Raw genomic sequence first — 17,034 nt, 5'->3', positions numbered from 1 at the left:
GTGACCTCTCGCACGCCCACGCCGGCCAGGCGCCGCTGGGGATCCACCGTCGCCGGGGTGCTCATCCTGTGCGTGATGCTCTTCCCGCTGTACTGGATGCTCAACACCGCTCTCCAGCCCGCCTCGGGGCTGCTCCAGGTCGACCCGGTGCCGAGCGGCCTGGACCTGTCCGGGTTCTCCAGGGCCCTCACCGACCAGGGCGGTCACCTGCTGACCTCGCTGCTCGTCTCGCTCGGCGCGGTCGCCGTCTGCCTGGCGATCGCCGCCCCCGCGGCCTACGGGCTGGCCCGGTTCGGGCTGCGCGGCTCGCGGACGATCGTGTTCGGCACGCTGATCACCCAGATGGTGCCGGGCATCGTCATCGCCAACGCGCTCTACAACTCCTACGTCGATCTCGGTCTGGTCAACTCCTACCTCGGCCTGATGCTGGCGGACGCCTCCCTCGGGATCCCGTTCTCGATCGTGCTGATGCGCTCCTTCATGCTGTCGGTCCCGGGCGAGGTGATCGAGGCGGCGCAGATCGACGGGGCCGGGCCGGTGCGGACGTTCGTGCGGGTGGTGCTGCCGATGAGCCGCAACTCGCTGATCACCTCCGGTCTGTTCGCCTTCCTGTTCTCATGGAGCGACTTCATGTTCGCGCTCACCCTGAACACCACCGACGAGGTCAAGCCGATCACGCTCGGCATCTACCAGTACATCGGCGCGCACGTCGGCGACTGGGGCTCGGTGATGGCCGCGTCCGTCCTGTCCGCGGTGCCCGCGGCGATCCTGCTGGTCCTCGCCCAGAGGTACATCGCCGCCGGCATCACCGGCGGTTCCGTGAAGTGACCCGCCCGGCGCGTTCATCAAGTTCAGCGAGGGGGAGAAATCAGCCGCCTCTTCTCGTACGTTTGTTATGCGGTAAATGCCCTGCGTGTTTCATAGCGGCGCGGTCCGCGGTGCGCGACCATACGAACCGCGGCCCTGTGAACTCCGACACCGCACCATTCCACGCAGCAGACAGGAAGAAGGACGGGCATGTCCGGCAGCGAAAGCGAGAACCCAGCAATCCCCTCCCCGACGCCCGCGCCGACTCGGCGGCCGCGGTCGAACCGGGACTGGTGGCCGAATCAGCTGGACCTCCAGATCCTCCACCAGCACTCGCCCCGCGCCAACCCGATGGAAGAGGACTACGACTACGCGAAGGAGTTCGCGACCCTCGACGTCGAGGCGCTGAAGCGCGACGTCTTCGAGGTGATGACCACATCCCAGGACTGGTGGCCCGCCGACTACGGCCACTACGGGCCGCTCTTCATCCGGATGAGCTGGCATGCCGCGGGTACGTACCGCATCGCGGACGGCCGGGGCGGCGGCGGCAGCGGCGCCCAGCGCTTCGCCCCCCTCAACAGCTGGCCGGACAACGCGAGCCTCGACAAGGCGCGCCGGCTGCTCTGGCCGGTCAAGCAGAAGTACGGCCGGAAGATCTCCTGGGCCGATCTTCTGGTTTTCGCCGGAAACTGCGCCATGGAATCCATGGGATTCAAGACGTTCGGGTTCGGATTCGGGCGGGAGGACATCTGGGAACCCGAGGAGATCTTCTGGGGTCCCGAGGACACCTGGCTCGGGGATGAGCGTTACAGCGGCGACCGGGAACTCACCGGTCCTTTCGCCGCCGTGCAGATGGGACTGATCTACGTCAATCCGGAGGGCCCCAACGGAAATCCGGATCCGATGGCCGCCGCGCGGGACATTCGCGAGACATTCGGCCGTATGGCGATGAACGACGAGGAGACGGTCGCGCTCATCGTCGGCGGCCACACCTTCGGCAAGTGCCATGGCGCGGTCGACCCCAGCTACATCGGCCCGGAACCCGAGGCCGCCCCCATCGAACAGCAGGGTTTCGGCTGGCGGAACACCTACGGCAGCGGCAAGGGTCCCGACGCGCTGACCAGCGGGCTGGAGGGCGCGTGGACCTCCGCGCCGACGCGGTGGGACAACGGCTACCTGGACAATCTGTTCGGGTACGAGTGGGAGCTGACGAGGAGCCCCGCAGGCGCCCACCAGTGGACCCCCACGGACCCCGCGGCCCGCGAGACCGTGCCCGACGCCCATGACCCGGCGAAGCGGCACGCGCCCATGATGCTGACGACGGACCTCGCGCTGCGGGTGGACCCGATCTACGGGCCGATCGCGAAGCGCTTCCACGAGAACCCGGACGAGCTGGCGCTGGCGTTCGCCAAGGCCTGGTACAAGCTGCTGCACCGCGACATGGGCCCCCTCTCGCGCTACCTCGGCCCGTGGGTCCCCGAGCCTCAGCTGTGGCAGGACCCCGTTCCGGCGGTCGATCACGAGCTGGTCGGGGACGAGGACATCGCCGCCCTCAAGAGCACGGTCCTCGCCTCGGGACTGTCGCTCTCCCAGCTGGTCACCACCGCCTGGGCGGCGGCGGCGAGCTTCCGCGGCACCGACAAACGCGGCGGCGCCAACGGGGCCCGGATCCGGCTCGCGCCGCAGAAGGACTGGGAGCTCAACGCCGTCCCCGAGGTGGCCGGGACACTGCGGACGCTGGAGGGGATCCAGCAGGACTTCAACCGCTCCCAGAGCGGCGGAACGCGGGTGTCCCTCGCCGACCTGATCGTCCTCGGCGGGTGCGCGGCCGTCGAGCAGGCCGCGCGCGACGCCGGGCACGCCGTCACGGTCCCGTTCGCCCCGGGGCGTACGGACGCCTCGCAGGAGCAGACGGACGCGGACACCTTCGCCGTCCTGGAACCCAAGGCGGACGCGTTCCGCAACTACCTGCGGGCGGGCGAGAAGCTGTCGCCGGAGACCCTGATGCTGGACCGCGCGAACATGCTGACCCTGACCGCGCCCGAGATGACGGTGCTGGTCGGCGGCATGCGGGCCCTGAACACCGGCTTCCAGGGGTCCGCGCACGGCATGTTCACGCACCGGCCGGGAGCCCTGACCAACGACTTCTTCGTCAACCTGCTCGACATGGGCACCGAGTGGAAGGCGTCGGCCTCGGACGAGAACGTCTACGAGGGCCGGGATCGCGCCACCGGCGAGGTGAAGTGGACCGCCACCGCCGTCGACCTCGTCTTCGGTGCGCACGCCCAGCTGCGTGCCGTCTCGGAGGTCTACGCGGCCCACGACGCGGGTGAGAAGTTCGTCCGTGACTTCGTGGCCGCGTGGGACAAGGTGATGAACCTCGACCGCTTCGACCTCCGTTGAGCCCGGTGTCCCGGCCGGTCGCGCACGGCCGGCCGGGACGTTCGGCAGGGCGCTCGGCCGGGCGCTCGGCCGGGCACTCGGCCGGAGGGTGCCGTCACGCCTTCTGCGGTTGCAGGTAGCGCGCCAGCAGGTCGTCCAGGCTCACCATGCCGGTGAGCCGGCCGGAGTCGTCGCGGACCACGGCGAGCGAGGCACGGCGCCGGCGCAGCACGTCGATGGCGTCGGCGACCGTGGCGTCCCCGGTCAGCTCGGGGACCGGGCGGGCCAGGGAACGGGCGCTGGTGGTCCGTCCCCGCGCGCGGGCGACCAGGGCGTCGCGGGCGTGCACCGAGCCGAGGACGGTGCCGTGTTCGCGGACCGGCAGCCGGGTGCGGTCGCCGGCCGCGGCCCGCCGCAGGATCTCGTCGGCGTCGGCGCCGCCGTCGACCCAGGCGATCTCCGCGGCCGGCACCAGCAGGTCGCGCACCGGGGTCTCCGGCTCGGTCAGCGAACGCGTCAGCAGCCCCGAGTCCGTCTCGCTGATCAGGCCGAGCCGTTCGGACTCCGCCACCAGGTGGGTGAGCTGCTCACGGTTGTGGACCGCGGCCAGCTCGTCGCGCGGGGTGACCCGGCACAGCCGTACCAGTGCGTTGCTCAGCCGGTTCAGCACCCGGATCAGCGGCCCCACGGCCGTGACCACGGCCCTGAACGGCGGGGACAGCAGCATCGCCGAGCGCTCCGGGTGGGCGATGGCCCACGACTTGGGGGCCATCTCGCCGACCACCATGTGCAGGAACACCACGACGATCATGGCGACGGCGAACGCCACACCGTAGCTCACGGCGCCGGGCAGCCCCAGCCGGTGCAGCAGCGGATCGAGTTCATGGGAGATCGCGGGCTTGGACACCGAGCCGAGGCCCAGGGTGCAGACGGTGATCCCCAGCTGGGCGCCGGCCAGCATCAGCGACAGCTCGCGCATGCCGGCCAGGGCCGCCCCGGCGCCGCGCCGCCCCTCGGCCGCCGCCTTCTCCATGCGGTGCCGTTTGGCGGCGACCAGCGCGAACTCGGCCGCCACGAAGAACCCGCTGCCGATCAGCAGCAGCACGGTCACGAAGACCGCCGTCGGGAAGCTCATGCGGTGTCCTCCGGCTGCCCGGCGAGCCGCTCGATCCCGACCCGCTCCGGCACATGCCGGTCGAGGGTGCGGACGTCGATGACCGCGCCGCCGCCCCCGGGCAGTTCCACGGTGATCCGGTCGCCGATGGCCGGGAAGCGGCCGAGCCGGTCGACGATCAGGCCGGCCACGGTGTCGTAGTCCTCCTCCTCGGGCAGCTCGACGCCGGTGGCGTCGGCCACCTCGTCCAGCCGGCGGCCGGCGTCCACCAGCCAGCCGTGGCCGTCCGCGACGGCGACCTCGGTGACGGTGTCGGACTCGTCGGCGATGTCCCCCACCAGTTCCTCCGCGATGTCCTCGTAGGTGACGATGCCGGCGACTCCGCCGTGCTCGTCGAGGACCACGGCGAACTCGTCGTCGCGTTCCCGCATCCGCCGCACGGCGTCCGGCAGCGGCAGTGTGTCCGGCAGCAGCAGGGGCCGCCGGGCGACCGTGCCCGCCGTCGTCCCCGCGAGCCGGGCGGCGGGCAGCGCCATCAGCTCCCGGACGCCGAGTACACCGGCGACGTCGTCGGGGTGGTCACCGAGGACGGGGTAGTTCGAGTGGCCGTGCCTGCCGATGAGGCCGACCGCATCGGCGGCGGTGGCGTCCTTGCGGACGAACACCGCGTCGACGCGCGGCACCATCACCTCGTCCAGGGTCCGGTCGGAGAACTCCAGGGCGTGGTCGAGCAGGTCGGCGGTCCCGCGCGGCAGGTGTCCCTGCTCGTGGGACTCGCCGATCAGATGGCCCAGCTCCTCCAGGGTGGCGCCGTGGTGCAGTTCCTCCACCGGCTCGATGCCGGCCTTGCGCAGCAGCCTGTTCGCCGCCCCGTCGAAGATCCGTACGACCGGGCCGACGACCTTCAGATACGCCAGCGTGGAGCCGGCCAGGGAGCGTGCCAGCCGCTCCGGGACGGCGATGGCGATGTTCTTCGGGGCCAGTTCGCCCAGCACCATCTGCACAGCCGTCGCCAGCACGAAGGCCAGCACGACCGAGATCCCGGTGACGGCGCCCTCGGGGATGCCGGAACCGGACAGCAGGGGCCTGAGCAGCGCCGACACGGACGGTTCGGCGATGAAGCCGACGACGAGGCCGGTCACCGTGATGCCGAGCTGCGCGCCGGAGAGCATGAACGACAGCCGCTCCAGCACCTTCAGGGCGCGGGCGGCCTTGTGGTCCCCCGCCTGCGCGGCCCGGGCGAGCGCCAGCCGGTCGACGGAGACGTACGCGAATTCCTGGGCGACGAAGTAGCCGGTACCCGCGGTCAGCACGAACACGGCCAGCACGCCCAGCCAGGCCTCCACGGCACTCATCGAGCACCACCCCGCCCTGTGCCGTGCTCAGGGGATTTCCGGCGGGATGGTCGGGGACTGTGCCCCGAGGGGTCCGTCGATCTGGCGGACAAGCAGCGACTCCTCGTCTTGGTATGTATCCGGACAACGATTCCGGCCGAAACCTTGTTCCCGGCCGGGAACGGCCCGCCGGTGCCGGTGCGGCGGTCACGCGGAGGACGGAGCCGCCGGTCCGACCAGCTCGTCCAGGACGTCCTCCATCGTCACGAAACCGATCACCCTGCCGTTCACGCCGACCACGGCGGCGAGATGGCTGCCGTCGGCACGCAGGGCGGTGAGGGTGTCGTCCAGCGGCGTGTCGATCCGGACGCGGGTGACCCGGTGCAGGGCCGTGCGCGGGAACGGCCGGTCGCGGTCGGTGACACCGAGGGTGTCCTTGATGTGCAGATAGCCCAGGAGGGTGCCGTCCGGGCCGGTGACCGGGAAGCGGGAGAACCCCGCCTCGGCGGCCGTCCGCTCCAGCCGCGCCGGGGTGATCGACGCGTCCACGGTCCGCATCTGCCGCGCGGGGACCAGGATCTCGCCGACCGGCCGGGTGCCCAGTTCCAGCGCGTCGCGCAGCCGCTCGCCGTCGGCGGGCGTCAGCAGCCCGGCCTCGCTGGCGTCGACGACCATGCGGGCGAGCTGGTCGTCGGTGAAGGCGGAGGCGACCTCGTCCTTCGGCTCGACGCGCAGCAGCCGCAGCAGGGCGTTGGCGAAGGCGTTGACACCGAAGACGACCGGCCGGAGCGCGCGGGTGAGCCCCACCAGCGGCGGGCCGAGCAGCAGCGCGGTGGCCACCGGGGCGGCGAGCGCGATGTTCTTGGGGACCATCTCGCCGATCAGCATGTGCAGATACGTGGCGAGGGCCAGCGCGATGACGAACGCGACCGGGTGGACCAGGCCGTGCGGGAGGTGGACCGCCGCGAAGGCGGGTTCGAGCAGGTGGGCGATGGCGGGTTCGGCGACCGCGCCGAGCACCAGTGAGGAGGCGGTGATGCCGAGCTGGGCGGTCGCCATCATCGCGGAGAGGTGCTGAAGGCCCCACAGGGTCATCCGGGCCCGCTTGTTGCCGGTCTGGGCGCGGGGCTCGATCTGGCTGCGGCGGACCGAGATCAGGGCGAACTCGGCGCCGACGAAGAAGGCGTTGGTGAGCAGCGTCAGGGCGCCGATGGCGAGCTGTACGGCGGTCATCGGGCGTCCTCCGCGAGGCGGGCGGTGCGGGCGGCGGCGGCCGGTGCGGTGATCCGTATCCGGTCGGCGCGGTGGTGGTCGACCTCCAGGACCTCCAGCTGCCAGCCGTCGAACTCGCAGGTGTCGCCCTTGACGGGGATGCGCGCGAGGTGGGTGGCGATGAGGCCGGCCACGGTCTCGTAGGGGCCTTCGGGGGCGGTGAGGCCCGTCTCGGCGAGCTGGTCGAGGCGTACGCTGCCGTCGGCCTCCCACACCTCCCGGCCGTCGCCGGTGCGCGGCGCGGGCAGCAGATCGGGCGTCTGGACGGGGTCGTGCTCGTCGCGGACCTCGCCGACGACCTCCTCGACGATGTCCTCCACCGTCGCCACACCTGCCGTGCCGCCGTACTCGTCGATGACCACGGCCATGGTGCGGCTGGCGCGCAGCCGCTCCAGCAGGCGGTCGGCGGGCAGGCTGTCGGGCACCAGCAACGGCTCGGTGGTCAGCGCCGTGACCGGGGTGAGGGCCCGCTGCCGCGGAGGGAGGGCGAGGACGTCACGGATGTGCACGCTGCCCACGACCTCGTCGAGGCTGTGGCGGTAGACGGGGAAGCGGGACAGGCCGGTGGCGTGGGTGAGGTTGGCGGCGTCGGCGGCCGTCGCGTGCACTTCGAGGGCTTTGACGTCCACCCGCGGGGTCATGACGTTCTGCGCCGTCAGCTCGCTCAGGTGCAGGGTGCGTACGAACAGCTCGGCGGAGTCCGGCTCCAGGGCGCCCTCGGCGGCCGAGTGGCGGGCGAGCGCGACCAGTTCCTCGGGGGTGCGGGCGGAGGCCAGCTCCTCGGCGGGTTCCAGGCCGAAGCGGCGGACGAAACGGTTCGCCGTGCTGTTGAGATGGCGGATGAACGGGCCGAACGCCGCGGTGAAGCCGCGCTGCGGGCCCGCCACCACCTTGGCGACGGCCAGCGGCCGGGAGATCGCCCAGTTCTTCGGCACCAGCTCGCCGACCACCATCAGCACGACGGTGGACACCAGCACACCCAGCACGGTCGCCACCGGCGGGGCCGCACCGCCCAGGCCGAGCGCCCGCAGCGGGCCGCGCAGCAGCGCCGCGAGGGACGGCTCGGCGAGCATGCCGATCACCAGCGAGGTGACGGTGATGCCGAGCTGGGCGCCGGACAGCTGGAGGGTCAGCCGGCGGACGGCCCGCAGGGCGCCGTCGGCGCCGCGTTCCCCGGCCTCGGCAGCCCGTTCGAGGTCGGCGCGCTCGACGGTGGTCAGCGAGAACTCGGCCGCGACGAACACCGCGCAGGCCAGGGTGAGCAGCAGGGCCAGCAGGAGCAGCAGGATCTCGGTCACCGTGCCACCCCCGCTCCCTCACCCGGATGAGGCCCGCACGGGACGGCACGGCTGGTACTGGGAGGCTCACCCATCGGGAACCTTCGCTCCTTCTCTTCGGGACGTGGGGGAAACAGGATCGCCTGCTTCTACATCCACTGTAAAGGACTGATAGTTCCTACATCGCTGTAGAAGTGATTGCCGAGGCCGGCTCGCTCCGAAGGGGATGTCATGGCCCTGTGGGACCGCCTCAAGGAATCCGCGTCGCGGACGCGGACCCAGCTGACGGCGAGGAAGAACGAGCTGACCAGTGGCGCGAGCTGACCAGTGGCGCGTTCCGCGACGCGAGCATGGCGATGTGCGCGCTGGTCGCCGCCGCCGCCGACGGCACGGCCGATCCGTCCGAACGGCAACGCGTGGCCCATCTCATCGCCGCCAACGACGTGCTGCGGCGCCGACGGCGACTTCGACGCGGACAGGCGGGCCGTCGTCCGCGAGGCGTGCTACGCGCTCGGCCCGCCGCCGCACGAGTCCGGCCTCCGGGGGTCAGGGCCGGCGGGCGCCCGCCCTCAGAGCGGGGTCGCCGCGTGCAGGATGAGGGCGAGGGTCACCGCCGCGTTGGCGGAGGACATCGCGGACACGGCGGTACCCACGGCCGCCGTCCACGCCGCCAGGCCCACCGCGGTGAACGCCGAGGGCCAGTTCCGCGCGGCGGGCGCGGGGCCGAGCAGGGCCGCGACCCGGCGCGGCACCGGCCCGGACGCGGCGAAGCCCGCGAGCGTCGGCAGAGGCGTCCCCCAGGAGACCAGCGCCGCCTTGCCGATCGCGCGGGCCACCACCCGGCGGTCGCCGACGGCGCGGGCCGCTTCCTCGTCCGCCCAGCGCTCCGCCGTGTACGACACCGCCGTACGCAGCGGCCGCAGGAACGGGTTGGCCCGCGCGGCCAGCTGCACCACCAGCAGGAACCGGTGGTGCCGGGCCGACAGATGGGCCCGCTCGTGCGCGAACAGGGCGCGCCGCTCGGCCGGTCGGAGGCCGGCAAGCAGCCCCGTGGTGACGACGACACGACCGGCCCGGCCGCGGGCGCCGCCGCCGGGCAGGGCGTAGGCGTAGGGCGTGCCGTCGGGCAGGACGGCGACCCGGGTGCCGGGGAGACCGGCGAGCGCGCGGTGGGCGCGGCGCCGTACGGCCCGGTGCCGCCACAGCAGTCTGCCGCAGGCCACGGCGACGGCCAGCAGCGCGGGAACGGCCAGCTTCCCGGCCACCTCGTCCTGCGGGACGGCCGCACGCACCTCGGGGTGCGACCACCCGTCCGGCAGCGGGTTGCCCGGCAGCTGCGCGGTGCCGGCCACCACCAGCAGCCCGAGGCAGACCGTGCTGCACAGCGCCATCACGCCGGCCACGCCCGTCACCAGCCGGGTGGCGACGCGCGGATGCAGGTGCTGCTCGGCGAGCCGGGCGATCGGCCAGGCCGTCAACGGCAGGATGAGCGGCAGAAAGACGAACACCCCCATGCGGTCTCAGTCTTCCCCTTCGCCCGCTGCTCCCGCTTCTTCCCCGCCCGCCTCCGCCGCCGGGGCGTCGCCCTTCGCGCGGTCCAGCAGGTCGCGCAGCATCCGCTCGTCGTCCGCGTCCAGCCCGGTGACAAAGCTGGCCAGCACCGCCTCACGGTCGCTCTCGGAGTCCAGCACCTTGCGCATCCTGCGGGCGGCGAGCCCGGCCTCGTCCGCCGCGGGCGTCCAGGCGAAGGACCGGCCGGCCCGTTCGCGGGTGACCGCTCCCTTGGCCATCAGCCGGGTCAGGATCGTGACGACCGTGGTGTAGGCGAGCCCTCCGCCGAGCCGTTCCTGCACCCAGCCCGCCGTGGCGGGGCCGTCCGCCGCACGCAGGGCGGACAGGACCTGTGCCTCCAGCTCGCCCTGCCCCCGCCGCCGGGGGCGCCGCTGATCCGTCACGCCCTGTCTCCCTTCCGCCGCCTCCTGGGTCACGAGCGGTACATCGTAAACCGCGAGGCAGGAGCCACTGTCCGGGATTTCTACAGTGCTGTAGCTTGCCTTCGGGGGTCCGCGTCGCGGGCCCGGACCGCACCCGCTGAAAAGGGAACGCAGTGTTCGGACTGAGTGAGCTGGCCGTCGTCCTCATCGTCGTCATAGCCGTGATCGCCGCGAGGAAGGGCCCGGAGCTGGCCCGGTCGGCCGGCAAGGCGGCGCGCATCCTCAAGGCGGAGGGCAGGGCGGTGAAGGACGGCCGGGAGCCGGCCGCACCCCGGGTGATCCGCGGCGAGACGGAGACTCCCGCACCGCCGCACCGGCCGCAGGACTGAGCACCCGCCCCGCCTCACCGGCGCGGGACTGAGCACCCGCCCCGCCGCACCCGCCGCAGGACTGAGCACCCGCCCCGCCGGGCCCCCTCCAGTCCCCTGCTCCTGACCGCGCGCCGCTCCCCGACCGCTGCCGGCGGGTGATCCGGCCAAGGGGGCGGCCGGGCCGTGGCCTAGGCTCGGGTCGTATGCAGGTGGTTGCGGTTCTCGCGCTCGACGGGGTGTCGGCCTTCGATCTGGCCATCCCCTGCCAGGTGTTCGCGTTCGCCACCCGGGACGACGGGACACCGGCCTACGAACTGCGGGTGTGCGCCGACCGGGCGGTGCCGGCCATGGCCGGACCGGCCCAGCCCTTCGACATCTCCTCCCCGTACGGCTGGGACGACGCCCTGGACGCGGCCACCGTCATCGTGCCCGGCATCCCCCACGACCATGTCCCCGATCCGCGGGCCGTCCAGTTGCTGAGGGAGGCGGCGGCCCGCGGCGCCCGCATCGCCTCCATCTGCACCGGCGCCTTCGCCCTCGGCCACGCCGGACTCCTGGAGGGCCGCCGCGCGACCACCCACTGGCGGTTCGCGGACCAGCTGGCCGAACGGTTCCCCGGAACGCGCGTCGACCCGTCCGTGCTCTACGTCGACGAGGGTCAGGTGCTCACCTCGGCCGGGATCGCCGCCGGCCTCGACCTGTGCCTGCACATGGTCCGCCGCGACCACGGCGCGGCGGTCGCCGCGAAGGTCGCGCGGATGCTGGTGATGCCGCCGCAACGGACCGGCGGCCAGGCCCAGTTCATCGAGTACCGGGCGCCCGAGGACGACTCCGCCGACCTCGGTGACACCTTGCAGTGGATGCGCGGCAAGCTGAACGAGCCGCTGAGTCTCGCCGACATCGCCGCCCACGCGATGATGAGCCGCCGCAGCCTGTCCCGGCACTTCCGGGCCCAGACGGGTACGACCCCGCTGCGCTGGCTGCTCGCCCAGCGCGTCCAGCGTGCCAGGGAGCTTCTGGAGACGACGGAGCTGCCGCTGACGAAGGTGGCCGACGAGACCGGGTTCGGCTCGGTCGAGGCGCTGCGCCACCACTTCACCCGGCAGGTCGGCACCACCCCGTCCGCCTACCGGGACACCTTCCGTATGTGAGCCGTGAGTTGCGCCTCCGAGGGCTGGCCGCATCTTGCGCGTCATAGGCACGCGCGCCGGTGTCGTCGGTCACCGGCCGCCGGAAGACTGAACGCGTTCCCGCTTCCGCCGGCCGCCGGACACCGTGCTGCCCCGTCCATCCGGAGACCCCCATGTCCACCCAGCCCACGGGCGCCGCCCCGCTCCCGCACACCGGCAACCGGACCGGGCGCCCGCTGCGCGTCCACACCGTGCTCTACGACGGCGTCGAGGAGCAGGACTTCGCCGGTCATGTCGAGGTGCTCGGCATCGCCGGCGAGGACCTCGTCACGCAGTCCTTCGTACACGTCGAAGGGGTGCGCCGGGTGCGGACGGCAGCCGGCATGGAGATCCTGTGCCGGGACGCCTGGTCGCCCCGCTCGGCCGACGTGATCATCGTGCCCGGCGCGGGGTACGGCGACGGCTCCGGTCTGCAACGCGAGATCGCGCGTGGCATCCTGCCCCGCGCCCTCAAGGCGGCCCCGAGGAAGGGCCTCGTCCTGGGCGCGGTGTGCACGGGCACCATGCTGCTGTCCGCCGCCGGACTGACGGCCGGACGCCGGTGCACCACCCACCACATCGCCCAGGACGATCTGCGGCGGGAGGGCGGACACGTGGTCGGCGGCCGGGTGGTCGACGACGGCGACCTCGTCACCTGCGGTGGCGTCACCTCCGGCATCGACCTCGGTATCTGGCTGCTCGAACGGTTCCTCGGCCCGGACACGGCCGTCTTCGCCGAGGAGGTCCTGGAGTACGAGCGCCGGGGCACCGTCAACACGCGCTGACGACACGGGCGTTCCCCCCTCTGACGGAACGACGCGACCGTACCCACCGCCTCCGGCACCGCTCCCCCGCGGCAGCCCCGACCTCGAACGGCTCAGCGATGACCACCTACGGCATACTCCTCTTCGACACCGCGGAGGAACTCGACTTCGCGGGCCCCTGGGAAGTCTTCACCACCTCCGCGGCGCTGCGCGACGGCGCCGACACCGCGCTGCTTCTCGCCGAACGGCCCGGCCCGGTGCGCTGCGCCAACGGCATGCGCGTGCTGCCGGACCGTACGCTCGACGACCACCCGCCGCTCGATGTCGTGCTCGTCCCCGGTGGTTCCGGGGCCCGGGAGGCCGAGCCGCACAACCCGCGCGTCACCGGATGGCTCGCCGAGCGGGCCGCGCGGGCCCAGTGGGTGGTCGGTGTCTGCACCGGCGCCTTCCTGCTGCACGCCGCCGGACCGGCGCGCGGCCGCCGGGTGGCCACCCACTGGCAGTACGAGGCGGCCCTGGCGGCACGCGGGGACGTGACCGTCGTCTCCGAGGCCCGGTACGTCGTCGACGACCGGCTCCTCACCAGCCAGGGTGTCTCCGCCGGGATCGACAGCGCACTCTGGCTCGTCGGCCGTCTGCACGGCCGTGACCACGCACGCGCCGTGCGCCGCGAACTCCAGTACGACCCGGCGCCCCCGTATCTCGCCGACGAGCCCCTCGTCGGCTGACCCGCGCGGGCCGCCTGGCCCCAGGCGCCCGCATCGCCCCTGCCCCCCACCCAGCGAAAGAGACGATCCGTGAAACGACGCACCCTCCTGCGCGGCGCGACCGCTCTCGGTGCCGCCGGCCTGGCCGTCGGCACCGCCCCGCACAGTGCCGCCGCTGCCCCTTCGCCGCGCGGCGGCGGCAAACCCTTCCGCGTGCACGTCGTCCTCTTCGACGGCGTCGAGGAACTCGACTTCTCCGCCCCCTACGAGGTGTTCGCCGCCTCCGACTACTTCACCGGCCGTTCCGTGGACGTGCGCTACGTCGCCCTCGACGGCCCGCGCACCGTCAAGGCCGCCTTCGGCACCACCCTCCGCGTCGACCACGCCTGGGCACCGGAGCAGGCGGACCTCCTCGTCGTCCCGGGCGGCGGCTACGCCCGCCGCGAGGATCCCGGCGTCTGGGCCGAGATCCGGCGGGGTGCGCTGCCCCGGGCGCTGGCCGAGGCCCCTCGCCCGGGCCTCACCATCAGCGCCCTGTGCACCGGGGTGATGCTCCTCTCCGCCGCCGGCCTGACCCGGGGCCGGCCCTGCACCACCCACCACCGGGCGCGGCCGGACCTCGAAGAGCAGGGCGGGCTCCTGAAGAACGCCCGCGTCGTCGACGACGGCGACCTGGTCACCGCCGGAGGCGTCACCTCCGGCCTGGACCTCGCCCTGTGGCTGGCCCGCCGCGAGCTGGGCGTCGACACCGCGCTCGGCCTGGAGGCCATGCTGGAGTACGAGGCTCGCGGCACGGTGTGGACGGCCCGCCCGCGTCCGGCCTGACGGCCGCCGCCCGGGCCCCGCGAGGAGCCCGGGCGGCGCTTGCGCGTGTCGCGGTTCAGGGGGTGTAGACGGTGGGTCGCGGTGCGGTGGGCATGCCGCTGCCGATGAAGAAGCCGGGGTGCGGGGGCTGGTTGTAGGCGGTGTTCTGCCAGGCGAGGGCGGTGCGGTACTGGGTGTCGTGGAGCAGGGTGGTGATCCTGGTGCCGGTCTGGTGGGGCGTCGCGTAGATGCGCAGGGCGCGGTTGTCGCTGGTCCGCCAGACGACCTCCTCACGCCAGTCGCCGAGGATGTCCCCGGAGAGGGCGGGCGTGGCCTTGGTGCCGTTGCCGGAGGAGACGCCGGAGCCGGTGAGCAGGCGGGTGTCGCCGGAGGTGCCGTACTTGTCGATGCGGGTGGCGTCGAGGAGTTCGCGGACCGTGTCGCCGTCCCACCAGGACAGGAAGTTGACGCTGGAGGGCTCCCGGCCGAGGGAGGCGCCGGTCGCGGAGCGCAGCGTGGTGTCGGCGGCCGACCACGCCTCGGCTCCCGCGCTGCCGGCGTAGACGTCGGCGGCGACGCCGCGGCCGTTGTCGGAACCCGAGGCGGTCTGCCACAGGATCTGCCCGGTGCGCGCGTCGGCCATCCAGGAGCCGGGCTTGCTCGAGTCCTCCGAGACCTTGAAGTACTCCAGGCCCGCGCGGGAGGGGTTGAGGTCGCCGACGTGGCCCGCGTCGCCGTGGCCCAGCCGGGTGGTCCACAGGCCGGCGCCGTTGTCGTCGACGGTCATCGCGCCGTAGACGATCTCGTCCCTGCCGTCACCGTCCACGTCCGCGATCGACAGACTGTGGTTGCCCTGCCCGTCGTAGCCCTTTCCCGCGTTGGTCGAGGAGCTGGTGTCGAAGGTCCAGCGGCGGGTGAACTGACCGCCCCGCCAGTCCCAGGCGGCGATGACCGTGCGGGTGTAGTAGCCGCGCGCCATGATCAGGGAGGGGCGGGCGCCGTCCAGGTAGGCGGTGCCGGCGAGGAAGCGGTCGACGCGGTTGCCGTAGGAGTCGCCCCAGGAGGAGACGGTGCCGCGGGCGGGGACGTAGTCGACGGTGCCCATCGCCCTGCCGGTCTGGCCGTTGAACATGGTCAGGTACTCGGGGCCGGACAGGATGTATCCGCTGGAGTTGCGGTGGTCGGCCGACGAGCTGCCGATCACCGCGCCCGTGCCGTCGCGGGTGCCGTCGGCGGTCTTCATGGCGACCTCGGCCTTGCCGTCGCCGTCGTAGTCGTACACCTGGAACTGCGTGTAGTGCGCGCCGGAGCGGATGTTGCGGCCCAGGTCGATCCGCCACAGCCGGGTGCCGTCGAGCTTGACGCCGTCGACGACGGTGTTGCCGGTGTACCCCGACTGCGAGTTGTCCTTGGCGTTGGTGGGCTGCCACTTCAGGACCAGGTCGAGTCTGCCGTCGCCGTCGAGGTCGCCGACGCTGGCGTCGTTGGCCTCGTAGGTGTACGCCACGCCGTCCGGGGTGGTACCGCCGGACGGCGGGGATATCGGCACATCGAGGTATCCGGACCGGAACTGCAGCGCCTGCCCGGAAGCGGGCTGCTCGGTGCCGTTCACCACCGCGCGCACCGTGTACTCCGCCGAGTCCGCGGCGCCGGAGTCGAAGTAGTTGGTCGCGCCGGTCAGCGGCGAGGAGTTGAGCTTGCTGGTGCCCCGGTAGACGTTGAACGCCACGTTGTCCGGGTCGGTGGCCAGCCACCGCCAGGACACCAGGTTGCCGCTGCTGGTGTGGACGCTGGTCAGTCCCCGGTCGAGACGTTCGACCTGCTTGGCGGTCGCGGCGTTCGCGGTGTCCGGCAGTCCGACGAGCGTGGAGACGGCCAGCGCGGCGGCGGCCGTGACGCCGCCGATCAGCCGGCTTCTCGCCTTCCGGACGCGTGGCGTGGTGCGGGGGTGTGCGTCGGTCACGATGACCTCCGGTGCGTGGGGGTGAGCGACCACGGCGTGTCTGGGCAGGGTGCGGGTGCCGGTGCGCTCAGGTGAGTGTGGGAACGCTCCCACGGCGTGGAGGGTAGGAGGCGGCTGTTGCGCCGTCAAGGATCCTGTCGCAATCGGATGTTCGGCAATGTGCGGATCCGTTGCTTCGCCTCGGAGTCGATTCGCGTGGCCAGTTGCCCGGCCGCCCAGCTCCCTGCGCACACGTCGAAGCACTCCGAGAAGCGCTGCGGGCCTCGGTCTGGGCTCGCCCACCAGTTCGCCGGTCATCTGGCCGCTCCACGGACTCACCGACGCAGCGAGCCGGGTGAGGCCGCACATGCCCGCCGAAGCCGGCTCAGGCGGCCCGCACTTCGGCAAAGCCGGTCGTCCACCCCGTATCGGTTGTTGCACGCAGCACGGCGACGTAACATGCGCTGTCGCTGTTTAGTCATTACACGTCGCTGCTGCGGCTGATGACACGGGAGGGTCGATGGTCGCGGACATGGTCAGGACCTGGGTGGCGGGCTGGGCTGTATCGCGTCGGACGCCGCCGCCGGTCGACAAGCCCTGGGGGTTCTACATCTCAGTGGCCGACAACCCCGACGAAGTCGGGCGGCATGTCCTGCCCGAGGCTGACGAGGCGCTGATCCGCAGCGCCGCTGCCTCGGTGACCGTACCGCGGACCTGGATGAAGATGCCCGCGGAGCCGGAGGAGATCGAGCCCTGGCTGCTTCCGGGCTGGGTGGTGGCCTACGAAGAGACCGGGCATCTGATGGCAACCGACTTCACGGCCACGAACCCGGTCGAGCCCGGGGGATACACCGTGGCCGTGGAAGCCGTTGGAGCCGTCATCCACGTGCGGGTGCTGGACGCGGCGGGCGAGCAGGCGGCCAAAGGCCAGATGGCGCTGCTCGGGCACGCCGCGGTCGTGGACCGGGTGCTGACCGAGGATGCCCATCGGCGGCGTGGACTGGGGCAGTTGGTGATGCGCACGCTCGCCGACCGCGCCCTGGAGGAGGGCGCGGGCCTCGGCGTCCTCGGCGCCACTGACGCCGGGCGCGCGCTGTACGAGACGCTGGGCTGGAAGAAGCACGCCACCCTGGCCGAATGCGTCTACCGGCCCTGAC

General features: G+C 72.6%; 15 protein-coding genes and 1 pseudogene. 9 read left to right on the top strand and 7 right to left on the bottom strand.

Annotated features, from left to right (window positions below; translation table 11 throughout):
* Together VE614_RS08310 and katG are read left to right on the top strand one after the other, a co-directional pair.
* Entirely contained in the window at positions 1-828 is an 828-nt protein-coding gene (locus VE614_RS08310) for a carbohydrate ABC transporter permease (protein ID WP_324934211.1), read from the top strand.
* Between the two features lie 189 nt (positions 829-1,017).
* Positions 1,018-3,210, top strand: coding sequence for a catalase/peroxidase HPI (gene katG / locus VE614_RS08305; protein WP_324934209.1), 2,193 nt, complete (start codon positions 1,018-1,020; stop codon positions 3,208-3,210).
* 94 nt (positions 3,211-3,304) lie between these two features.
* Here the strand turns inward: katG and VE614_RS08300 are convergent, their stop codons facing one another.
* The 4 genes from VE614_RS08300 to VE614_RS08285 all read right to left on the bottom strand — a co-directional run bounded on the left by VE614_RS08300 (position 3,305) and on the right by VE614_RS08285 (position 8,207).
* A complete protein-coding gene (locus VE614_RS08300) occupies positions 3,305-4,324 on the bottom strand; it encodes a hemolysin family protein (protein WP_324934207.1) in 1,020 nt (339 codons plus the stop codon).
* Positions 4,321-5,658: a hemolysin family protein gene (locus VE614_RS08295; RefSeq protein ID WP_324934205.1), complete on the bottom strand. Its 1,338-nt coding sequence runs from the start codon at positions 5,656-5,658 to the stop codon at positions 4,321-4,323. The genes VE614_RS08300 and VE614_RS08295 overlap by 4 nt, the downstream gene beginning before the upstream one ends.
* Before the next feature lie 186 nt (positions 5,659-5,844).
* Positions 5,845-6,870 carry a hemolysin family protein gene (locus VE614_RS08290; RefSeq protein ID WP_324934203.1) on the bottom strand — a complete coding sequence of 342 codons (1,026 nt, stop codon included), beginning with the start codon at positions 6,868-6,870 and terminating at the stop codon, positions 5,845-5,847.
* On the bottom strand, positions 6,867-8,207 hold the full coding sequence (locus VE614_RS08285; protein WP_324934201.1) for a hemolysin family protein: 1,341 nt from the start codon (positions 8,205-8,207) through the stop codon (positions 6,867-6,869). The genes VE614_RS08290 and VE614_RS08285 overlap by 4 nt, the downstream gene beginning before the upstream one ends.
* Before the next feature lie 210 nt (positions 8,208-8,417).
* On the opposite strand from VE614_RS08285, the pseudogene VE614_RS08280 reads away from it, so the two are divergent.
* Positions 8,418-8,726 (top strand): annotated as a pseudogene (locus VE614_RS08280) (Tellurite resistance TerB); the annotation flags it as partial.
* 29 nt (positions 8,727-8,755) lie between these two features.
* On the opposite strand, the gene VE614_RS08275 reads toward VE614_RS08280, so the two are convergent.
* Positions 8,756-9,700 carry a M56 family metallopeptidase gene (locus VE614_RS08275; protein WP_324934199.1) on the bottom strand — a complete coding sequence of 315 codons (945 nt, stop codon included), beginning with the start codon at positions 9,698-9,700 and terminating at the stop codon, positions 8,756-8,758.
* A gap of 6 nt (positions 9,701-9,706) precedes the next feature.
* On the bottom strand, positions 9,707-10,141 hold the full coding sequence (locus VE614_RS08270; protein ID WP_324934197.1) for a BlaI/MecI/CopY family transcriptional regulator: 435 nt from the start codon (positions 10,139-10,141) through the stop codon (positions 9,707-9,709).
* Between the two features lie 152 nt (positions 10,142-10,293).
* On the opposite strand from VE614_RS08270, the gene VE614_RS08265 reads away from it, so the two are divergent.
* The 5 genes from VE614_RS08265 to VE614_RS08245 all read left to right on the top strand — a co-directional run bounded on the left by VE614_RS08265 (position 10,294) and on the right by VE614_RS08245 (position 13,956).
* Entirely contained in the window at positions 10,294-10,509 is a 216-nt protein-coding gene (locus VE614_RS08265; RefSeq protein ID WP_324934195.1) for a twin-arginine translocase TatA/TatE family subunit, read from the top strand.
* Positions 10,510-10,694: 185 nt separating this feature from the next.
* Positions 10,695-11,642 (top strand): GlxA family transcriptional regulator, encoded by a 948-nt coding sequence (locus VE614_RS08260; RefSeq protein WP_324934193.1) that lies wholly within the window; start codon positions 10,695-10,697, stop codon positions 11,640-11,642.
* 152 nt (positions 11,643-11,794) lie between these two features.
* The gene (locus VE614_RS08255; protein ID WP_324934191.1) at positions 11,795-12,445 is read left to right on the top strand and encodes a DJ-1/PfpI family protein; all 651 of its coding nucleotides are present in this window, start codon (positions 11,795-11,797) and stop codon (positions 12,443-12,445) included.
* A 98-nt stretch (positions 12,446-12,543) separates the two neighbouring features.
* On the top strand, positions 12,544-13,152 hold the full coding sequence (locus tag VE614_RS08250) for a DJ-1/PfpI family protein (protein WP_324934189.1): 609 nt from the start codon (positions 12,544-12,546) through the stop codon (positions 13,150-13,152).
* A gap of 69 nt (positions 13,153-13,221) precedes the next feature.
* On the top strand, positions 13,222-13,956 hold the full coding sequence (locus VE614_RS08245) for a DJ-1/PfpI family protein (protein WP_324934187.1): 735 nt from the start codon (positions 13,222-13,224) through the stop codon (positions 13,954-13,956).
* 55 nt (positions 13,957-14,011) lie between these two features.
* Here the strand turns inward: VE614_RS08245 and VE614_RS08240 are convergent, their stop codons facing one another.
* The gene (locus VE614_RS08240; RefSeq protein WP_324934185.1) at positions 14,012-15,898 is read right to left on the bottom strand and encodes a rhamnogalacturonan lyase; all 1,887 of its coding nucleotides are present in this window, start codon (positions 15,896-15,898) and stop codon (positions 14,012-14,014) included.
* Positions 15,899-16,397: 499 nt separating this feature from the next.
* Here VE614_RS08240 and VE614_RS08235 point away from each other — a divergent pair, with 499 nt between their 5' ends.
* Positions 16,398-17,033 carry a GNAT family N-acetyltransferase gene (locus VE614_RS08235; protein ID WP_324934183.1) on the top strand — a complete coding sequence of 212 codons (636 nt, stop codon included), beginning with the start codon at positions 16,398-16,400 and terminating at the stop codon, positions 17,031-17,033.
* The last annotated feature ends 1 nt before the right edge of the window (position 17,034 follow it).

The organism is Streptomyces sp., assembly GCF_035645055.1.
Lineage (GTDB): Bacteria > Actinomycetota > Actinomycetes > Streptomycetales > Streptomycetaceae > Streptomyces.
Note: the sequence above shows the minus strand (reverse complement) of the source record. Positions and strands in the feature narration are given on the sequence as shown.